The following is a 20,832-nucleotide window of genomic DNA, read 5'->3' on the forward strand; positions in this document are numbered from 1 at the left end:
CACACCTCTCTTTATTATGCTATATCTTTTCCGTACTACTGTTGTCATTTTCTTCTATTTTCTAGCAAGTGTAACGGCTTGGGGACAGCAACACATCCAAGGAAAAGTGATCAATGCAGCAAAAGTTCCTATTGAAGGAGCAGTCATCATGCTCGTAAAAGGTGAACAAGAAGAGGTAATTCAATATACACAATCCAGTGCTACTGGAACTTTTGAATTGACTATACATACACCTAATCCCGACCTGAAATTGCGTATTCAACATTTTGATTATGCTATTTATCATCAGACCTTAGTCTTTCCGATGTCTTATTTAAACCTGACCTTAACAGAACAAGTAACAGCATTGGAAGAAATTGTGATTAAACCGACACCTATCACCCAGCGCCATGACACATTGAGCTATAATGTGGATTCTTTTGCTTTAAAAACAGATCGCGTTTTAGAAGATGTATTAAAACGCCTTCCAGGCATAGAAGTAAGTGCTACAGGCCAGATCAAATACCAAGGAGAGTCGATTAATCGCTTCTATGTAGAGGGATTAGATTTAATGAAAGGACGCTATGGAGCAATTACCAAGGCTATTTCCAATCAGGATATCAGTCGGGTAGAAGTTTATGAGGATCATCAACCCATTAAAATGCTCGATGGCAAAATTACAACAGGAAAACCGGCCTTAAATATCCGTTTAAAAAATAAAGTGAGTTACGCTGGCTCAGCAAAAATAGGTTTAGGGGTTACTCCTTTCCTATGGGATGTTGCGCTATCTCCTATGTTTTTCAGTAAAAATTTCCAAACCTTAGCCAGTTACGACACCAATAATGTGGGACATGCCCTGCAAGCCAAAATGAGTAATTTTTATTCGTTTCAAGAGTTTGATACTTTTTGGTACTCTTCCGCTACCACTCCTTTTCTAAAAATTGCCGACAACGCGAACCCCTCCCTCAACCAAAATCGTTATTTATTCAACACCAGTCACTTGGGGAGTCTTAATATGGTACAAAAATTGTCTAAAGGATGGGAACTTGCGGCTACAGTTTACTATATAAACGAAAATAACGAAAATAAAAATAGACAACAACAGACGACAATACAATACCTCAACCCCATGGAGAATATTCCTCAAAATATTACCTACAAAAGAACATCGTCAAGTTATGAAGCAAAGGAGCTTTTTAATTCCACCTTTACCCTAACGCAGAATGAAAAGCAAAAATATGTAAAAAACACGGCTATGGTTCACGTTTCCAAGACAAAAGCAAGGGGTAATCTAGTGCTGGATACTCCGGAAAATCGCATAGACCAAAAACAAAGTGCGCCTGCCTATCAACTTCAGAATTCACTGAGCACCGTACTCCCTATTACGGAAAAGAACTGGATTAACTTTCGCTCTTTAGTAGACTTTTCCATCACTAAAGAGGATTACTTTGCTTCACCCCCCTCGTTGTTTAATTTTGCAGATCCTGCATTAAACGACTATCAAACGCTCTTTCAAAGCTATGAAAACCAGTCTTTTTACACCAAAAATGCCCTTTCCTATGCTTGGACCATTAGCCCTTGGAGCTTTGTGTTTGACTATCATTTTACTTACAAAAAGACGCATTTTAATTCGGCATTATATGGTTCTGATACTTCCAATTGGGATGCATTAGGCGATGTATATTCAAATGATTTACTATACCGTGAAATGAGCAATACCCTACAGTCTAAGATCAGTTTCAAATCCACACGTTGGTCCTTTAACCTGAACCTTCCTCTAGATTGGACAACCGTATCCTTAACAGATAAGGGACACAACAATAAAGAAGGTAAGGACGAATTACTTTTCTCTCCCTATTTTTATACCCAATATGTTGCATCTCTATACTGGACATTTAAAGGAACAATCAACTATACTAATCGTTTTACTCCTCTTGACCAACTCTATCCCTCTTATATTCTTAGTGAATTAAATTTCAACGCCTATAAAAACAAGATTCTTCAAAGTCATCAACTGAGCACCAAAGTAGAAGCCAACTTTAAAGATCCTTTTAACGGGTGGTTTGCCTACTTGAATGTCGAGTACATGGAACAAAACCGTCCCATTTTGTTCACAAAAGAAATTGGTGAACAAGGACAACAAATCATCACAACTATAGATAAACACAACACTAAAACAACAAAACGCAGTACATTTAGTCTTAATAAGTTCATTGAACCAATTAACACAACACTGAAGGGAACTGTCTCCTATAGTCTTGCCAAAGAGCTTTTATTGCTTAATCAGGTTTACAATACCGTGCACACCAACCAAAACACATACAGTATAAACCTAACGAATACAAGTATGGATTGGTTAAATCTGGAATATGAATTCACCTATCAACAATTCAAAAACAAAGATTTTAAAGAAAACAACTCATCAAAAACAACTCATCATGCTACGTTAAGCCTTAGTCCCTCTCAACATCATTCCTTACGCACAACGCTAGAGGTTCAACAAAATAAAATTCAACACCAATACTTTGACCATACATTTTTAGACTTGACTTATCGCTATACTTTTCAAAAGAGAAAAATTGATCTCGAACTGAGCTGGACCAATATGTTAAATCACAAATTATATCAACAGGTACTCGTCAATGACATCATGACGCATATCATAGCGGCACCTATACGACCTAGTCAATTGCTAGCCTCCATTCGTTTTTCTTTCTAAATAAGGTCTTCTTATTTTCATAAGTAAAGGCCCTCAACAGATGTTGAAAGCCTTTACCTCCTAACGCATCAAATTTAAAAATAGAAAACTACTTCCCTTTCGTTGTTACAATTATAACGCCATTTTTTGCTTCTTCTCCAAATTCTTTTATTGCCTCTTCTCCTTTGATGACATTTACTTGTTTAATCGCATTAGGATCTAGGGCATGGATTGTCTCCATATCCTTTACCTCTTTTCCATCTACAATATATTTTTGCCAAGGTACAGCAGCTTCTCTTTGCCTTCCTCCTACAACAGTAAACTTATGAAAACCATTAGCTTTTGGTTCTTCTTTCGCTTCGGACTTGCCTTCTCCAGAAGTGATACTAATTACTCCATTTTTTTCTTTTTCACCATAGCGTTCGATTCCTTCTTCTTTCATTCTATCCTTCTCCTGATTCAGGGCTTGTTGCACTTCTTTCTTTTTAGCTAGCTCCTCTTTCATTCGAGCCTTCTCCTGATTCAGGACTTGTTGCACTTCTTTCTTTTTAGCTAACTCCTCTTTCATTCTAGCTTGCTCTTCTTTCATTCGATCCTTCTTTTCTTTCAGTTCAGCTTTTATCGATTGTGCACCTTCTTCTCTCAATTTCTTCATCTCCTGTCTTGAAGCTTCCATATCGCGCTTTGCAGCTTCCATATCGCGTCTTGAAGCCTCCATATCAAGCTTTGCGGCTTCCATATCGAGCTTCGCCTGTGCCAAGATTTCTTTGGATTCTTCCTTGGTTAAAGTAACAAAAGAAGGCCCTTCACCCGATCCCAGTGTATAGGAAAAAGCTTCTTCAGTTGGTCTAGTTTGAATGACGTCTAAAAATTGTTTCGAAGACATCTCCGTCCCATTAGCAAGCACTTTCATCCCAACTCCGCCATTGGCTTCCTCTTGAGCTTTGGTTTTGATAAACGCGACTTGTTCTTCTGTTAAAGAGTCCCCGCTGTTAATAATCATCACATTGGGATTGGCTGTTTTTTGGGGTTTCTGTTCTAAAGTTTGATTCGCTATTGCTGAATTCGCTGTGATTACTTCTGCCTTCGTTTTTACTTGAAAAAGAAAGAAGAATCCTAGTGCTATCGGTAGGCATAGCATAAATTTCGTTTTTTTCATCTGGTTGGATTTTGGTTGGTTTAACATTGTGATTCGCTTTTTTAGATCGGAAGACCCAAAAGAATTGACTAAAGCGGAGCGTTTGCTTTGTTCAAACTGCACCAAAGTCATTTGATATTCATAGCTATTTTGCTTTGTACTCACCTGTTGATCGACGATATACTCTAAATTGAGACGAACCGCTTGTTCTAAGAATCGCAGAAGTGGGTTGAACCAAAAAATGCGACGCAAAAAATAAACGAGTAAAAGATCAAACGTATGTTTTTGTTGTACGTGAATACGCTCGTGTTGAATCACGGTATCCAATGCAGGCAGTTCCTTATAATTGTTAGGTAAGACAATCCAATTCCAAAAAGAGTACGCCTCACCTGTGGTTCGATCAATTTTAATCGCAGGAGTAGCTTCAGACCACAGGGGTAGCTCCCTCACATGACGAGCTAATCGCATCACTTTGAGCCCGACAAGCAGTATTATAATGCCTGTAACCGCCCAAAACACATAGGGTAGGTTCGTCTGTAGGTCCAATCGCGCTACAAAAGTTTGCTGTATTTCCTCCCTGGGCTCATCTCCCATTTGATGGAGTAACGAAACCCAATCTTCCGTTTGTTGCACATAAACCGTTTTAGTAAAATGCAACAAAGGCAAAATAAAGCTCAGTACTATTCCCCCTGTAAAATAGTAACGGATTGCAGTAAAAAACGTCTCTTTTTTTAAAGCCAAAAAATAAAAAGCCAAAATAAAAAGCAACAAACCATTTACTTTCAATAGATACAAGATAAAAGATGTCATACGCTTGTCGTTTTAACGGTTGCTATTATCCTTATTGCGTGTAATAATCGACATAATCTCTTCCAACTCCTTTTCTGATACTTGATTATCCTGAACAAAAAAGTTGACCAAGTTGCTAAACGAGTTATCAAAGTACTTCTGCATGGTTTCTTCCATAAACATCGAACGATACGCGTCCATAGAAACCACAGGGTAATACTGGTGTGACTTTCCATAGGCTGTATGTGACACCACTCCTTTTTCCTCTAAAATGCGGATCAAAGTGGATAGCGTATTGTAATGCGGTTTGGGTTCTGGCATAGCAGCTAAAATATCATTCACAAATCCCTTTTCTAACTTCCAAAGGATATGCATAATCTCTTCTTCTTTATTGGTTAATTTTTCCATTGCTTTCTGATTTTGTGTTAAACAAACATATAACTAAAAACTTAGTTATCAAACTAATTTATTAGTTATATGTGTTTTTTTCATTTTACTCCATAAAAAAAGCACCGTAAATCACGTTGATTTACAGTGCTCTTTAAAGAAAAATAACACGTAGTCTCCTACAGCGCTTCTAAGAGTTGAAGCATCTCTTTTGGTCCAACATAGGCGTAATGTTGGTATATGATTTCATAGTTTTCATTTAAAAAAACCAAAGCGGGATAAGCGTTTTGAGTAGTCAATGCTTCTGCCAATTCATGCACACCTGCTTGAAGTCCTTTTTTCTTATATACAAATTCACGATTCTTAAAGTGAATCTTTTCCTGTGCTTCGGCATCAAAAGAAATAAAATAAGCTTTATCTCCTAATGCTTCTTGTACTGTTGTATTGGACCACGTCTTCTTTTCCATCAACGCGCAGTAGTTACACCAATTTGTATGTAAAAAAACAACAACAGGCTTCGCTTTTTCCTCCATTTTCGCTTCTAAATTAGCGAATGTAACTTCTTGTGCTTGGGCACTAACCCAACCCAAGCACAAAAAAATCAAACTAATCAGTCGAAAATGTACTGTACTTATCCCTCTCATAGGCTAACTAATTTAGAAAATGTTATATCGAACACCAATAAAACCTCTAATTCCCTGTAAAGCGGTGTAGCTATAATCATTGGGTTCAAAGATCACATCTGTTCGCCCTGGAGGTGGTGTTACTCCATTTCCAGGTTCTCCAAAAGGATCCCACCATCTAGCAATCGTATCTTCTTTAGGCAGGGTGTTGAATATGTTTTTCACTCCTCCATACACTTGGAAGTTATTTCCAAACTTCTTCGTGATCTGTACATTGGCAATAACGGTCCATGGCGAATACTCCGGTCTATAATCGTCTTCCACACGTGGCAAACGCATAGGACCTTTCCAGTCTCCTGTTAAATCTGCAGTAAATCCACTACCGAAATTATAACTTGCAACCACATTTCCCGACCATTTAGGCGAATGGTAAATTTGTTCACGTCCTCCATCTTCTTTGCGATATACATCCATATAGGTTGCTCCCGCCATCAATTTTAATGGAAAATCAAAAGCAACGTCAACATTCAAGGAGATTCCCTTCGAAATAGCATGACCATCTAGATTGGCATAAATAATTTTCGTTTGATCGGTATCCGTATCCGCATCAATTTTATTGGTAAAATAGGTATAGAACCCATTAATATCAAAATTAAACGCACCAAAATTAGTTGGTACTTTCACTGTGTAGTTTAAGTTGGCATTGTAGGATTTCTCTGGATCTAAATTTTCTGCAAAAACCACTTCTCTTGCACCAGTTAAAGCACGGTGATCTTCGGTAAATACGTTAACCACACGGAATCCTGTTCCAAAACTTGCGCGCAAAGCGTGATTGTTGTTGGGAGAGAATTTATATCCCACACGAGGAGAATGGATTCCACCATGTGTTTTGTCATAATCAAAACGATAACCAAGCAACAACTTATTTTGCTTGTTTAGCGACCATTCATCTTGTACGAAAAGCCCGGGAATTGGCGTTTCTTCCGGTTGATTTTTCACCAATCCATTTTCGTCATAAATACCCGTTGCACGTGTATTGTCATCGTAGTAGGTATATTTAAACGATCCTCCTACTAACAAGCTGTGATTCCCCAACGTCTTATCCCAATAAGCCTGAGCGAAAGCCACTTGTTGTTTTGCATCATAGGACTCTGGACCATACATAGAATTTTGTCCGTGATAGATATAGGAAAACTGAGTATAAATATTTTCTGTCGTTGGCAATTGATACATTCCGATGACCTCAAAGCGATTGGTAAAAATGCTCTCTGCATATACTTCTTCCCCACCGCGGTGTTTTTTGCGTTGCCAATTGGTTTCTCCTCCCCAGCGATCTTCATACACATAGCGCAACGCCAAACTTGCTACCTTATCATCTGGGCGTTTTAAACTAAACTTATTGAACAATGAAACGCGTTCTTGTTGGGTAACATCCGTAAAACCATCACCGTTTTTGTCTTTGCGTTCTCCAAACTTAAAGTAGTTCCCGCCAAAGAGTCCGTTTACTTTTTTTCCAAGTTTATAACCCGCACCTAAATCTAAGTTATTTTCCAACCACGTCGTCGAGAAAGCATCTACACTCAGTCTTGCTGCGTGTTCTGGATCTTTGGTAATCACGTTGATAATTCCGCCCATCGCCTCTGTTCCATACAAAGAAGAAGCAGGTCCTTTCACCACTTCTACGCGTTCAATCATACTCGTTGGAATTCCAAATAGCCCATAAACAGTTGAAAGAGAAGATACAATTGGCATCCCATCGATTAAGATCATCGTATATGGACCTTCCATTCCATTGATGTGAATGTCTCCTGTATTACAAACGTTACAGTTCAATTGCGGTTGCACTCCATTAATCATCTGTACCGCATCAAATAGGTTAGCGGTCGGGTTTTTCTCGAAGAAAGCTGGAGTATAAATTTCAACGGGTGTTACTGCATCCGACTTCAATACCGGTTTTAATGAACCTGAAATAACGATTTCTTCTAAGCTTGAATCCTCCTCTAAGTCAAAATTCAATGACGCCGTTTGCCCTTCTTTCACAGCCACTCGTTTTGATTTTCTTTTAAAACCAACGAATTCTGCATGGATAAGATAGGTTCCTGGCTGTATACCCTCTAGCTTATATACTCCCTTATCATCTGCTGTTGTTCCTTTCGAAGAGTCTTCTATAAAAACACTTGCATAGGATAAAACATCACCTTTTGAGGTAATCTTTCCTTGAATAGTTTGAGCCTCTACTGTAGCAGTAAAAAACAGTAGACACAAAAAACTTATTAATACACGCATAAAAAATTATTTACTATTAGATTAAATTAAAATTTAGGCAAAGCTAAAAATATAATTTCAATAAAAAAATTGTAAATTTGTATTTTATAAAAATCATTCCATGCTTACTTATTCAGAAGAAAACTATTTGAAAACAATTTTCCACTTGTCCCAAGGGGAAGAAAACGGAATTTCTACCAATGCAATTGCTGCGCGAATAGAAACGAAAGCGTCTTCGGTAACGGACATGATTAAGAAATTAAACGAGAAAAAACTGGTGACCTATCAAAAGTATCAAGGAGTTCGCTTAACTTCGGAAGGTCTTTTAGCGGCTAAGATGATTGTTCGCAAGCACCGTTTATGGGAAGTTTTCTTAGTTGATAAATTAGGCTTTAACTGGGATGAAGTACACGATGTAGCAGAAGAGCTGGAACACATTAAATCGGAAAAATTAATTAACAAGCTCGAAGCCTACCTTGGCTTTCCAACAGAAGATCCGCATGGAGATCCGATTCCCAATGCAAAAGGAGAGATTAAGCAGATCAAGAAAAAATTATTAGCAGAAATAAAAATTCAGCAAACGGTAATTTGTGTAGGAGTAAAAGACTCTTCGGCTGAGTTTTTACAATATTTAGATAAGCAGAAAATTGCTTTAGGCAGTGAGATTGTAATTTTAGAGATTGAGCCTTTCGATCAATCGTATTTGATTGAGATCAATGGAAGTAAAATTACTATTACAAAAAAGATTGCAAACAATCTTTTTGTACAACTGAAATAAACGCAAGGCTTACTTCCCAGTAAGCTTTTTTTTTATCAATACATCAAGAAAAGATCATGAAAAAAGTATTTAGTTCACTTGCATTAAAACATCATACATTAAAAAATAGACTTGTTGTTTCCCCTATGTGTCAATACACAGCTACCGATGGTTTCGCAAACAATTGGCACCTCGTTCACTTAGGTCAATTCGCCACAGGACAAGCGGCGGCTGTTATTCAAGAAGCCACAGCTGTTGTTCCTGAGGGACGTATTACCTATGGAGATTTGGGAATTTGGTCAGATGCGCATATCGAAAAGTTACAGGAGATTACTCAATTCATCAAAGAACAAGACTGTATTCCAGGCATTCAATTAGCTCATGCAGGCCGTAAGGCGAGTTGTGAAAAACCGTGGATTACTCGTGATCAAATTGCACCTGATCAACTCAATGGATGGCAAACTGTTGGTCCCTCAACTTTGCCTTTTAACGACTATGATCATCCACCTTTGGCATTAAGTCAACGTGAGATTCAGCAGTTGATCCAAGCCTTTAAAGCGGCAACCCAACGTGCCATACAAGCGGGCTATGAAATTATTGAACTACATGGAGCACATGGCTATCTCATTCATCAGTTCTTTTCTCCTTTAATTAATACGAGAACAGACGAGTACGGTGGGAGTTTCGAAAATAGAATTCGCTTTTTACTGGAGATTATTGCCGCGATTCAACCGTTGTTCACTACACAGAGTTTATGGGTGAGAATCTCAGCTACAGATTGGGCTGAAGGGGGTTGGACCTTGGAAGAAAGTGTGGCATTGGCACAAATTTTACAAGAAAAAGGCGTAGAAGTGATTGACGTGAGTAGTGGTGGTGGCGTGCGTCATCAAAAAATAACCACAGGTCCCAACTATCAAGTACCCTTTGCTACACAAATAAAAAACAATACTTCACTAGTTGTTGGAGCCGTTGGAGAAATTAAAACAGGGCAACAAGCGGAAGATATCTTACAACAAAACCAAGCAGACCTGATTTTATTAGGACGTGAATTTTTACGAGATCCTCATTTTGTCATGACGGCATCGGCTCAACTCGGAGAAGAAATTCCTTGGGCTTCTCAATACGAAAGAGGAAAAGAATAATTAAATTTTACATATTTTCAATGAATAAAAGCTTATTAGCCCTAGCTGTTGGAGGATTAGCTATTGGTATGACCGAATTTTCGATGATGGGCCTCTTGCCCGAAATCGCAAACGACTTAAAAATATCCATTCCGAAAGCGGGAAATTTTATCTCAACCTATGCCCTTGGTGTAGTGGTCGGAGCCCCCTTATTGGTCATGTCTTCCAACAAATACGCTCCACATAAAACCTTAATGGCCTTGATGTTGCTGTTTTCTGTTTTTCATGTGCTCTTTGTACTGTCTCCTTCTTATCCAACCTTAATTGCCACGCGTTTTATGTCGGGATTACCCCATGGAGCCTTTTTTGGTGTAGGTTCGGTTGTAGCCACTCAACTCGCCCAAAAAGGAAAAGAAGCACAAGCGGTTTCGATCATGTTTGCCGGATTAACCACAGCCAATCTGATCGGAGTACCCTTAAGCACATGGATTGGACAACATTATACTTGGCGTGAAGCCTATATGCTAATCGCTTCCCTTGGAGTGATTACCACCCTAGCTATTTATTTTTGGATTCCAAAACTACAAGCAGATACCACAACCAATACCAAAAAGCAAATGGCCTTTTTCAAAACGCCTATTGCTTGGATCTTAGTTGCCTTGATTTCGATTGGAACCGGTGGTTTATTCGCCTGGATTAGCTATATCGCTCCCATGATGACCAATATTGCCCTGATTCCAGAAGCGAATATTCCGATTATTATGACATTAGTCGGCTTAGGGATGTTTCTCGGAAACTTTGTCGGCGGAAAAATTGCGGATACCTTTTCACCCGCAAAAGCGGTTATCGTTTCCTTTACCTTGATGTCTGCTTGTTTGATTGTCGTGTATTATACGGTACACATTCAATGGATGGCCTATGCGATGTCGTTAGTTACTGGGTTAATTGCCTTTACCATCGGATCGCCCTTACAAATGTTGTTAATTAAGAATGCCAAAGGATCCGAAATGTTAGCTGCTTCAGCGGGACAAGCGTGTTTCAACATTGGCAATGCTCTAGGCGCTTTCCTTGGAGGGATTCCAATTACCTTAGGATATGGTTACAACTCACCCGAATGGGTTGGTGCGGGAATGGCGCTATGTGGTGCCATGCTTGCCTATCTGTTTATCCAATTTAAAAAAAGAGAAGAATCTTTGAAACAAGAAATTCAGTAGTTTACACCTACATTCTTAAAACAAAAGAGCTTCGATTCACAATAAGTTTATAACTTTGCACAAATAATTTTTTACAATGTATAGAACTCATAATTGTGGAGCTTTAAGAGCTTCAGATATAAATACAACGGTTACCCTTTCAGGTTGGGTTAGTAAGCATCGTGATAAAGGTTTTATGATTTGGGTTGACTTACGCGATCGTTACGGTATCACACAGCTAATTTTTGACGCAGAAAGAACAGATAAAACGGTTTTTGAAACAGCTAAAAATTTAGGTCGTGAGTATGTGATTCAAGTAACGGGAACCGTAATTGAACGCGCTTCTAAAAATCCTAATATGCCTACTGGAGATATTGAGATTTTAGTTGAGTCACTAACGATTTTAAACGAATCTAGCGTACCTCCTTTCACAATAGAGGATGAAACGGATGGTGGAGAAGATATTCGCATGAAATATCGCTACTTAGATATTCGTAGAAATCCTGTAAAAAACAGTTTACTTTTCAGACACAAAGTAGCGCAAGAGGTGAGAAATTACCTTTCTGCTCAAGATTTTTGTGAAGTGGAGACCCCTTATTTAATCAGTTCTACACCAGAAGGAGCGCGTGACTTTATCGTACCTTCTCGTATGAATCCAGGTCAGTTTTACGCTTTACCACAATCTCCCCAAACTTTCAAACAGTTGTTGATGGTTGGAGGAATGGACCGTTATTTTCAAATTGTGAGATGTTTCCGCGATGAGGATTTGCGCGCAGATAGACAACCTGAATTTACACAAATTGACTGTGAGATGGCATTCGTAAACCAAGAAGATGTTATGGATACCTTTGAAGGTATGACCAAACACCTATTGAAGTCAATCCACGGGGTTGAAATTGACAAATTCCCACGAATGACTTTTGAAGAGGCGATGCGTACGTATGGTAATGATAAACCAGATATCCGTTTCGGAATGAAATTTGGCGAGTTAAATGCCGTTGCTCAACATAAAGAATTTGGTGTTTTCAACAGTGCTGAATTAGTAGTTGGAATTGCTGTTCCTGGTGGAGCTGCTTATACAAGAAAAGAAATCGATGCTTTAATTGACTGGGTAAAACGCCCACAAGTAGGCGCATCCGGTATGGTATATTGTAAATGTGAAGCTGATGGCTCTTTCAAATCATCTGTAGATAAATTCTATGACCAAGAAGATTTGAAACAGTGGGCTACAATTACAGGAGCAGAAGCAGGAGATATCATCCTTGTACTTTCAGGTCCTGCAAACAAAACAAGAGCGCAATTAAGTGCCCTTCGCATGGAGCTAGGAAACCGCTTAGGCTTGAGAAAATCAGATGAATTTGCTCCATTATGGGTGATTGATTTCCCATTATTCGAATGGGACGAAGAATCTGGGCGTTATTTCGCTATGCACCATCCCTTTACATCGCCTAAGAAAGAAGATATGGCGTTGTTAGATACGGATCCAGGTAAAGTTCGCGCCAATGCATACGATATGGTCTTAAATGGAAATGAAATTGGAGGGGGATCAATCCGTATTCACGATAAAGTAACACAAGAACTGATGTTTAAACACTTGGGCTTTTCCAAAGAGGAAGCAGAGAAACAATTCGGCTTCTTGATGAATGCCTTCCAGTATGGTGCACCACCACACGGAGGATTAGCTTTCGGATTAGACCGTTTAGTTGCTATTTTAGGCGGACAAGAAACGATTCGCGATTTCATTGCCTTCCCTAAAAACAACTCAGGAAGAGATGTGATGATCGATGCACCAAGTGCAATTCGACCAGAACAATTAGAAGAATTACACATCGCTATTAAAGCATAACTAAAAAAGAGAGCCAATGGCTCTTTTTTTTTATGGTTGACAGTTAATCGGTTTACAGTTGATGGTCGAAATCAAATAAAAAAAGGAATGAGTTTGATGAATTCATTCCTTTTTTATTGCTTTATTTTATATAAAACCGCTTCTTGTTGATCTAATACCATATCTTCTACATAATGCAATCCTAGCTTTTCTAAGACTCTAATCGAGGCAGTATTCGCTTTCATCGCACGTCCTACAATTTCTTTCAACTGAAAAGTCTCGAATCCCACTTTTAAACAGGCTTGTGCACTTTCTGTAGCGTATCCCTTACCCCAATCTTCTTCAAAAAATCGAAAACCAATATCCGTTTGTTGTGTTTCCACATCAAACTTTAATCCGCACCATCCCAGAAATCGCTCTGAATCTTTGTGTATAACGGCCCAACGACCATAGCCATTTTCCCGATAATCACTGTAATTTTCCAAAAATATTCGAGCTTCTTCAATAGAAGTAAAAGCCGTATTTCCTGTATAGCGAATTACATTAGGATTGGCATTTAACGCAAACAATGAAGGCGCATCTGCTATTTCTAATTCCCTTAAAAAGAGACGTGGCGTTTCGAGTATTTTCTTCATTGTTAGAGTACAACTGATTTACTTCGCGTTGTACATATTCATCGCATTGTTTAATCCGCCCAAAGCAAACTCTTGAATAGCCTTAGAAGACGTTTCTAAGCGCTCTACAAGCTTTTCTTTCTCCTCTTCAGACCAATCCCCTAAGACGTAATCTATTTGCTGTCCTTTCTTAAATTCATCGCTAATACCAAATCGAAAACGCGGATAATTGGTACTGTTTAGAACGGCCTGAATATTTTTCAATCCATTATGTCCTCCATCAGAACCTTTTGCTTTAATGCGGATTGTTCCAAAGGGAATATTTAAATCATCCGTGACAACAAGTACATTTTCAATGGGAATATTCTCTTTCTGCATCCAATATTGGACAGCCTTTCCACTGAGATTCATATAGGTATTAGGTTTGAGTAACAACAGGGTTCTTCCTTTCACCTTCACTTCTGCTAAGCTACCCAACTTCACCGTTTGCCAATCGCCACCTAACTCACGAGCGACTTGGTCTACGACTTTAAATCCAATATTGTGACGGGTGTGAATATACTCCACACCAATATTTCCTAAACCGACAATTAAAAACTTTTTCATTGTATTCTCTGACTAATTTTCAACGTACAAAAATAACGTAAAGCCAAGACATTCCATAAGTTATTTCGCACAAATAAAAAAAGCGCTTGTAAAATTACAAGCGCTTTTAAGGCATATAGTGTTGCTATACTTATTTTTTCTTTGCAGGAGCTTTCGCTGCTTTTGCTGCTTCTTGCGCTGCTTTCATCGCTGCACGAGAAATTCTCACTTGACATACTACTGTATTGTCTGGGTGCAATAATTTATAGTTATTTGTTGTAATATCAGTAACATATAATTTATTACCCATTTCTAAGTCAGAAATGTTTACTTCCACGTAGTCAGGTAAGTTAGCTGGTAAAGCTCTTACTTTTAATTTACGGTTGTTGATGTTTAAAACACCTCCAGCCATAACTCCTTTTGAGTTACCTGAAATTTTAATAGGCACTTCTAAAGTGATTTCTTTATCATCGAATAATTGGTAGAAATCGATGTGTAAGATTTTGTCACTTACTGGGTGGAATTGGATGTCTTGTAAAATTGCATTAATTTTTTTACCCCCCTCTAATTCAATCACAACCGTGTGTACGTTTGGAGTGTAAACTAAACTTTTGAATGCTTTCTCTTCTGCTGTGAAGTGGATTGCTGATTGTTCTCCTCCGTATACTACGCAAGGAACCATTCCAGCATTACGTAAGGCTTTAGTAGAAACTTTACCTACGCTTTCTCTTTCTGATCCTTTAATTGTAATTGATTTCATTACTTTAAATATTTAATATTAATAATTTACATGACAAAAGTTTTGCTAATCGATAAGTTCGATTGCACATTATGCATAACCTCTGCGAACAGTGGTGCACAACTTAAAACTTTAATTTTGCTGCAAGGCTTTTTCAATGGAATTGAATCCGTTACGATTAATTCCTGTAAAGAAGATTCTTCAATTTTCTCATAAGCACTACCAGATAAGATCGCATGTGTACAAATTGCACGTACACTTAATGCTCCTCTTTCTAGCATCATATCTGCTGCTTTAGCAAGCGTTCCTCCTGTATCGATCATGTCGTCTACCAAGATAACATTACGTCCTGTAACGTCTCCGATAAGCTCCATTTTCTCAATGATGTTTGCTTGTTTTCTTTGTTTATAACAGATTACTACATCTGAATCTAAAAACTTAGAATAGGCATAAGCTCTTTTTGAACCACCCATATCTGGAGATGCAATAGTCAAATTATCGATGTTCAAGCTTTTTACATAAGGTAAAAAGATCGTTGAAGCATATAAATGATCGACTGGTTTTTCAAAGAATCCTTGGATTTGATCTGCGTGTAAATCCATGGTCATGATTCTAGTCGCTCCAGCTGATTCTAATAACTTCGCTACTAATTTAGCTCCAATTGGAACCCTTGGTTTATCCTTTCTATCTTGTCTAGCCCATCCAAAATAAGGGATTACTACGGTGATATGTCTGGCAGATGCTCTTTTTGCAGCATCACACATCAACAATAATTCCATTAAGTTATCCGCAGATGGAAACGTAGAACACACTAAGAAAACTCTTCGCCCTCTTATAGATTCTTCAAAAGAGGGTTGAAATTCACCATCACTGTAGTGTGATAATGTAACTTTACCCAATTCTACTCCATATTCTTTTGCTATCTTCTCTGCTAATTCAATACTTTGAGAGCAAGCAAAAATTTTTGCTTCTGATTCAGGATTTAACATTTTTTCTAATTAGTTGTTATGTTGTTAGTTAGCGCCTCCTTATGGTAATTCAGCGATGCAAATTTATAAAATATTAATTGACTAACGCGATTTTTTTGCTTTTTTTCTTTGTTAGAATAAATTTTTCTTTAAATTTGCACTCACAATTCAACACCAAATGCCCGGATGGCGGAATTGGTAGACGCGCACGACTCAAACTCGTGTTCCTAGGAGTGTGGGTTCGATTCCCACTCCGGGTACTAAAACCCTAACTATTAAGTAGTTAGGGTTTTTTATTTGTATTTTAGCCAACCATTAGCCGACAATTCCTTTTTTCAAATATAATCTCTCACTTTAGATTTACACCTATTTAGAAGAAAAGACATCCTTTTCAAGCTTAACGATAGGTCATAACTATTAAATTATTTAATCGATTAACAATTTTCGAAACTCAAATAAAGAAACTTCAAAATATCTTTTATCTAATCCCTCTCCCATATAATAAGTACTCCTAGGCAATAAAAACCTTGCAATATCTTCTCCTTCTAATTTTTGCACATTAAATTCAAAAATATAAGCTGAGCTTAAAGAATTTCTTTCTTGTAAAATACTAGCAACAAGATTCTCTTCGTTATAAGCATATTCCGCACCTAATACAGAAAACTTATTATCGATCACTCCTTCTCTAATACTCCTCAAACTAATAGTTTCGCCTGTTTTTCCTTCTATACTCTCCTTCATTCTATTATAAGAGAACTCATCTATAACAAAATAAAATTTAGATAATGTTTCTTGCCAATCCTCTTGTATTGTTTCATAATGATAATATCCTGAATCTCTTTCAAACAATAGAACATAAAATTTTTCTCCATTTATATCAATATTAGCCATTTGAATAGAATTAAAATTTTGATCTATATGGCTTTTCCAAAACAAATGAACTTTTTTTGTATCAATAACATTTAAGTTGGAAAACCATTTTCCAATATTTTCGTTATATGCCCAACCAATTCCTTTGGTTATTGTTTTTGTTTTATTGTAAAGCTTAGGCATAACAATATTAACTCTACTTTGTGAATACATTACCATAGATACCAACAAAACACAAATTGATACTAAAAACTTTTTAATTTCCATACTCTACACTTTTTAAAAAATCACTTCAACATTACCAAATAAAAACGTAGTAAACTTAAATTCAATTAGTTTTTTTGAAAATCCGACAGTCGATTTGATAACAACAAATGATACTTTATAACTTCTAGTAAGTTATTGAAGTAAATTTTCTTTAACTCAAGATATTCAGTTTTTAAAAATTCTAAATAGACATCAAAATCTATTACATCCTCATAATCAACCTTCAAAGTTCTCGATGCGTGCGCTTTATTTCCATTTACAATAATCTCATAAATTTGATTACCTAAATCAAGTAGTAACTGCGGTCTTTCATACATTCCTTGGCTAATACTTAAACCCAAACCTTTTCCAATATATTTAACTTTCATTTCATGAATAATACGAATATAGGAATCAAAAAAATCTATCACATTAGTTTGAATTAATAAATTTTTTTCATCACCATATTGATAAACAACAAGCTTATTTTCCAAAGTTTCTATCTCTCTTTTTAATTCACATTTTATTAAATAAAGTTCATCACTTTCAATCAATTCTAAACCTTTTAATTTGATATATGCACTTTTATAATCCAAAATTTCTTCTCTCATCTTACTTGAAAATTAATTTTTATCTTCCTCAATAATTTTTAATAAATTCTTTAATCGCTCTAACAATTCATCATACAAAACAAATTCAATATCTTTAAAACCTTCTCGCAAACTTTTAAAGCTATTTCTTTTCTTTTTTGTATTTAATTCCTTAGAATGACCAATCACTATAATTGCTCTAGGATTTATAATCTTGACATCTAAACCTGAAATAGTATCATTTTCACTTTCCTCTTCAATACTTTTCGCATAAGTGACAGCATTATCTCTGACTTTTTGCAAATAATCAGACACTTGAGCAATTACCTTAGAGACATCCGTACTTAAATAAAATGTTTTATGACTTTTATCCTCACTTAATAATTTAGTTTCACACCTTTTTAATTCATAAAAGTCTAAATACCCATAAATATCCATCAAAACTAAATCAGGATATTTTGTAATGCCTGTAGCAATATTTTTAAAATCTATTTTATTAACATAACGGCTATCAAACAAGGTTATATATTTATCGAAAAAACTTTGCCAAACACTTTCTAATGGATCATTCGTCAAATGTTTTTCATACTGCCTTATAATATCTTTTAAAGTAATTAATTGTGCATTTTTCAACAAGCCAGTATTCAATTTATCTACAACATCTTTCCTTTTAAATTTAGCAATAGCTTTGACATAAAAGTCTCCCAACCTTTCAACTTCTTCTACGGTAAGATTACTAATCAATTTATCATTAAGATTCCTAAAGATCAAATCTTTATTATTGTTAGTTTCAGTATAATCAAACTTAACATCAGGGCATATTTCCACTAAAAAATTTTTCAATAAAATTTTATTTGTATCAGAATGCGCTCGTTTTTCTTGATTCAAATTAGCTAATAAAACATCCAAATCTGCATAATTAATAATTAATTGATTATCTATTTTGCTAGACTCTGTTTCTACTGAAATTATCAAAGTATCAATCTCATAAAGTGGAAATTTATATTTAAAAAATCTATTGACATTAGGGTTAGTAAATCCAAATCCGAGATCACTAATGAATTTAGGAAGTTCAATACTATCATCTCCTTCTTCTTCAAAAAGCTCAATCCTTATTAGTCTTATAATATCTCCTTCAAAATAATATTCACAATAACACTCTTCCTCATTAGTTAAAATAGAATAAATATGAGTGAGATTATCAACATCTTCATCTTCTAAATCTTTTCGATAAAATAAAACCTCTTCTTTTCCTTTATCATTTACACTTTCCTTAGAGTATAAAACAAATCTTTTATTTTGGTAAACTTCATTCATAATGATTACTTTTTTCACACTTGTCTCAAATATAACAAATAGTTAAAAAAATACATACAAATAATTGATTAGTATAAAACTCGAGAAATCAAGGAAATCTATTAACTTAGTTGCTTCAAAATTTTCTAAAATGAAAACAGGAGATTACAGTCACATAACAACAGAACAATATAGAAACTTCAAATATCAAAAGTTTGTACGTGATTATGATCTATTCATGCTAAATCAAGTGCATATGCGCTATTTGGCATTAGAATCGGATGAAATTAGAGAGCAAACAACATTAAAGGAAATTGAAGTTACCGTCATTAAAGAACTAAATCAATACTTCTTAAGAAGAATGGATATTCTTACCCGTTACTATGATCATTGTTGGGAAACAAATAAAGAGAACCTGATAGAAACTAAAAAATTCAAATTGTATCATGATCATTTAAAGGTTAACTTCCTTACTTTTAAATTATCTCACATTGATGATTCTCAAAAACTAGCTAAACTATATTTTAAGAACACCAAACCAATAGAAAGAAAATCGCTAGTCAATGGCAAAACCTTAAATCTACTTGATCGCTTTAATCTAGCGAATGAATTACTTGATCTAGAAAAAAATATACGAAAATTAAATATCCAAGATTTGGAAAAATACGAGTTAGTATCAATTATATTGGGATGCGACAAGGACAATGCAAGGAACTTAATGAACAATCGATACAACGCAAAACCTAACGATTTACAAGAATTATACGATAAATTAAACTTACCCAAATAAAAAGGGTAAGTTTTTTTTTACCCACATTTTACCCATAGCATGCCTTTTTTACTCCTTTGTACCATAATACTAAAACAAGTTTATTATGGATCAATTACAAATACTACAATGCTCACCTGAGCAATTAAGACAACTCATCAAGGAAAGCATCAAAAACGAACTAGAAGCCTTTAAAGAGTTTTATCAACCTCAAGACACGGCGATTGAATTTATGACTCGCAAAGAGGTAGCAGAATGCTTCAAAGTCAACCTATCTACTATTCACAATTGGTGTAAAAATGGCAAACTCATCCCTCATGCAATTGGAAATCGCATCTATTTTAAACGCGATGAGGTAATTAATAGTTTAGTCTGCTTAAAACTATAATCTCCTTAAGCACCAACAAAGCCATTTTTTGCACTTTTTTATCTAAATCGACTTTATTTTTATTTATATAAAAATATATTATAACAAAACACAGCAGAAAACCAAATTAAAGTAGTTACCTCTACAACTACTAATGGCTCTATTATATCCAAATTTAATTTATTAAATAATTATAAAAATTTAAAAAAATAATAGATGATTAATTATATATATTATACATTAAAACAATGTAAAGAATTAAATTTAATACCCTTAAGTATTGTTCAAATTAGAAGAAGAATAAAAGAGGTATTATATGCCCCTAGTGATAAAAGAGCAGTATATCAAAAAATAAATGGGAAAATAACCATCCTTTTGGAAAAGCAATATGCTAAATCAATTCAGAGGATACGCAAAAAACACAGTAAACAAGATATTACCGTCGGTCTTATTAAAACCGAAATAACCATACATTTTGCTATGGAATTTAATAATCAAAGCTTAGCCTCCTTAGTCTCATTCTATCCGTCAAAACATCCTCTTATCTATGTCATTGAAGGGAAAAACAGTAAGAAGCATTTACATATGGGCGTTTGTGAAGATATTAATCAAGCTAAAGAATTAGTGATGACCATGCTTGACGCCTATTATATTCCCCTCATGGATACAGACGTTAAAATAAGCCCTATGATAGATCTAAAAAAATTCAGCAATTATGTAGAAAAATATGACATACTAAATTATCACAATTTCACAAACATGGATTTTACAATAGACTATAAAACCCAATGTGAACTTTACCTCAAAAATAACCCAAGCAGAAAGAGTCTCATATCTCCTTATAAAAAAAAGCATTTTACCAACGAAGTATTTAAACATAAACTCGGACAATCTAAAAAATGTAGATAATAATTCTAGTCCATTACGAACTAACATCAAGCAAACAATATCACATAGTCGGTCTAAATGCATAAACAAGCGTTTTAAGACAACAACGCATAGCCGAAGTAGTA

General features: G+C 35.8%; 19 protein-coding genes and 1 tRNA gene. 9 read left to right on the top strand and 11 right to left on the bottom strand.

Annotation, left to right across the window (positions count from 1 at the left end; translation table 11 throughout):
- The first annotated feature begins 16 nt into the window (after nucleotides 1-16).
- The gene (locus ACPDHL_RS11885; RefSeq protein WP_430532977.1) at nucleotides 17-2,698 is read left to right on the top strand and encodes a carboxypeptidase-like regulatory domain-containing protein; all 2,682 of its coding nucleotides are present in this window, start codon (nucleotides 17-19) and stop codon (nucleotides 2,696-2,698) included.
- A gap of 88 nt (nucleotides 2,699-2,786) precedes the next feature.
- On the opposite strand, the gene ACPDHL_RS11890 is transcribed toward ACPDHL_RS11885, so the two are convergent.
- The 4 genes from ACPDHL_RS11890 to ACPDHL_RS11905 form a co-directional block, all read right to left on the bottom strand.
- Complete coding sequence (locus ACPDHL_RS11890; RefSeq protein WP_430532978.1) at nucleotides 2,787-4,625, bottom strand: M56 family metallopeptidase; 1,839 nt, start codon at nucleotides 4,623-4,625, stop codon at nucleotides 2,787-2,789.
- Between the two features lie 12 nt (nucleotides 4,626-4,637).
- The gene (locus ACPDHL_RS11895; protein ID WP_430532979.1) at nucleotides 4,638-5,012 is read right to left on the bottom strand and encodes a BlaI/MecI/CopY family transcriptional regulator; all 375 of its coding nucleotides are present in this window, start codon (nucleotides 5,010-5,012) and stop codon (nucleotides 4,638-4,640) included.
- A gap of 158 nt (nucleotides 5,013-5,170) precedes the next feature.
- Nucleotides 5,171-5,635 carry a thioredoxin family protein gene (locus ACPDHL_RS11900; protein ID WP_430532980.1) on the bottom strand — a complete coding sequence of 155 codons (465 nt, stop codon included), beginning with the start codon at nucleotides 5,633-5,635 and terminating at the stop codon, nucleotides 5,171-5,173.
- A gap of 12 nt (nucleotides 5,636-5,647) precedes the next feature.
- A complete protein-coding gene (locus ACPDHL_RS11905) occupies nucleotides 5,648-7,900 on the bottom strand; it encodes a TonB-dependent receptor (protein ID WP_430532981.1) in 2,253 nt (750 codons plus the stop codon).
- Nucleotides 7,901-8,000: 100 nt separating this feature from the next.
- Between ACPDHL_RS11905 and ACPDHL_RS11910 the strand changes: the two genes are divergently transcribed.
- From ACPDHL_RS11910 to aspS, 4 genes are all read left to right on the top strand, one after another.
- Entirely contained in the window at nucleotides 8,001-8,657 is a 657-nt protein-coding gene (locus ACPDHL_RS11910; protein WP_430532982.1) for a metal-dependent transcriptional regulator, read from the top strand.
- Nucleotides 8,658-8,713: 56 nt separating this feature from the next.
- Nucleotides 8,714-9,778, top strand: a complete 1,065-nt coding sequence (locus tag ACPDHL_RS11915; protein WP_430532983.1) for an NADH:flavin oxidoreductase/NADH oxidase — start codon at nucleotides 8,714-8,716, stop codon at nucleotides 9,776-9,778.
- A gap of 20 nt (nucleotides 9,779-9,798) precedes the next feature.
- Entirely contained in the window at nucleotides 9,799-10,971 is a 1,173-nt protein-coding gene (locus ACPDHL_RS11920; protein WP_430532984.1) for an MFS transporter, read from the top strand.
- Nucleotides 10,972-11,047: 76 nt separating this feature from the next.
- A complete protein-coding gene (aspS, locus tag ACPDHL_RS11925) occupies nucleotides 11,048-12,796 on the top strand; it encodes an aspartate--tRNA ligase (protein WP_430532985.1) in 1,749 nt (582 codons plus the stop codon).
- 113 nt (nucleotides 12,797-12,909) lie between these two features.
- Here the strand turns inward: aspS and ACPDHL_RS11930 are convergent, their stop codons facing one another.
- From ACPDHL_RS11930 to ACPDHL_RS11945, 4 genes are all read right to left on the bottom strand, one after another.
- A complete protein-coding gene (locus ACPDHL_RS11930; RefSeq protein WP_430532986.1) occupies nucleotides 12,910-13,410 on the bottom strand; it encodes a GNAT family N-acetyltransferase in 501 nt (166 codons plus the stop codon).
- Nucleotides 13,411-13,428: 18 nt separating this feature from the next.
- On the bottom strand, nucleotides 13,429-13,995 hold the full coding sequence (gene pth, locus ACPDHL_RS11935; protein WP_430532987.1) for an aminoacyl-tRNA hydrolase: 567 nt from the start codon (nucleotides 13,993-13,995) through the stop codon (nucleotides 13,429-13,431).
- 130 nt (nucleotides 13,996-14,125) lie between these two features.
- Nucleotides 14,126-14,734: a 50S ribosomal protein L25/general stress protein Ctc gene (locus tag ACPDHL_RS11940; RefSeq protein WP_430532988.1), complete on the bottom strand. Its 609-nt coding sequence runs from the start codon at nucleotides 14,732-14,734 to the stop codon at nucleotides 14,126-14,128.
- A gap of 26 nt (nucleotides 14,735-14,760) precedes the next feature.
- The gene (locus ACPDHL_RS11945) at nucleotides 14,761-15,702 is read right to left on the bottom strand and encodes a ribose-phosphate pyrophosphokinase (protein WP_430532989.1); all 942 of its coding nucleotides are present in this window, start codon (nucleotides 15,700-15,702) and stop codon (nucleotides 14,761-14,763) included.
- A gap of 159 nt (nucleotides 15,703-15,861) precedes the next feature.
- Between ACPDHL_RS11945 and ACPDHL_RS11950 the strand changes: the two genes are divergently transcribed.
- Nucleotides 15,862-15,941: transfer RNA gene (locus tag ACPDHL_RS11950), tRNA-Leu, on the top strand.
- A gap of 166 nt (nucleotides 15,942-16,107) precedes the next feature.
- Here the strand turns inward: ACPDHL_RS11950 and ACPDHL_RS11955 are convergent.
- The 3 genes from ACPDHL_RS11955 to ACPDHL_RS11965 form a co-directional block, all read right to left on the bottom strand.
- Nucleotides 16,108-16,818, bottom strand: a complete 711-nt coding sequence (locus ACPDHL_RS11955; protein ID WP_430532990.1) for a hypothetical protein — start codon at nucleotides 16,816-16,818, stop codon at nucleotides 16,108-16,110.
- 65 nt (nucleotides 16,819-16,883) lie between these two features.
- Nucleotides 16,884-17,408, bottom strand: a complete 525-nt coding sequence (locus tag ACPDHL_RS11960) for a hypothetical protein (protein WP_430532991.1) — start codon at nucleotides 17,406-17,408, stop codon at nucleotides 16,884-16,886.
- Between the two features lie 12 nt (nucleotides 17,409-17,420).
- On the bottom strand, nucleotides 17,421-18,704 hold the full coding sequence (locus ACPDHL_RS11965) for a Shedu immune nuclease family protein (protein ID WP_430532992.1): 1,284 nt from the start codon (nucleotides 18,702-18,704) through the stop codon (nucleotides 17,421-17,423).
- A 130-nt stretch (nucleotides 18,705-18,834) separates the two neighbouring features.
- Here ACPDHL_RS11965 and ACPDHL_RS11970 point away from each other — a divergent pair, with 130 nt between their 5' ends.
- From ACPDHL_RS11970 to ACPDHL_RS11980, 3 genes are all read left to right on the top strand, one after another.
- On the top strand, nucleotides 18,835-19,473 hold the full coding sequence (locus ACPDHL_RS11970; RefSeq protein WP_430532993.1) for a hypothetical protein: 639 nt from the start codon (nucleotides 18,835-18,837) through the stop codon (nucleotides 19,471-19,473).
- Nucleotides 19,474-19,558: 85 nt separating this feature from the next.
- Nucleotides 19,559-19,840 (top strand): helix-turn-helix domain-containing protein, encoded by a 282-nt coding sequence (locus ACPDHL_RS11975; RefSeq protein ID WP_430532994.1) that lies wholly within the window; start codon nucleotides 19,559-19,561, stop codon nucleotides 19,838-19,840.
- Nucleotides 19,841-20,035: 195 nt separating this feature from the next.
- The gene (locus tag ACPDHL_RS11980) at nucleotides 20,036-20,728 is read left to right on the top strand and encodes a hypothetical protein (protein ID WP_430532995.1); all 693 of its coding nucleotides are present in this window, start codon (nucleotides 20,036-20,038) and stop codon (nucleotides 20,726-20,728) included.
- The last annotated feature ends 104 nt before the right edge of the window (nucleotides 20,729-20,832 follow it).

The sequence above is a fragment of the Myroides sp. C15-4 genome, assembly GCF_050522745.1.
Lineage (GTDB): Bacteria > Bacteroidota > Bacteroidia > Flavobacteriales > Flavobacteriaceae > Flavobacterium.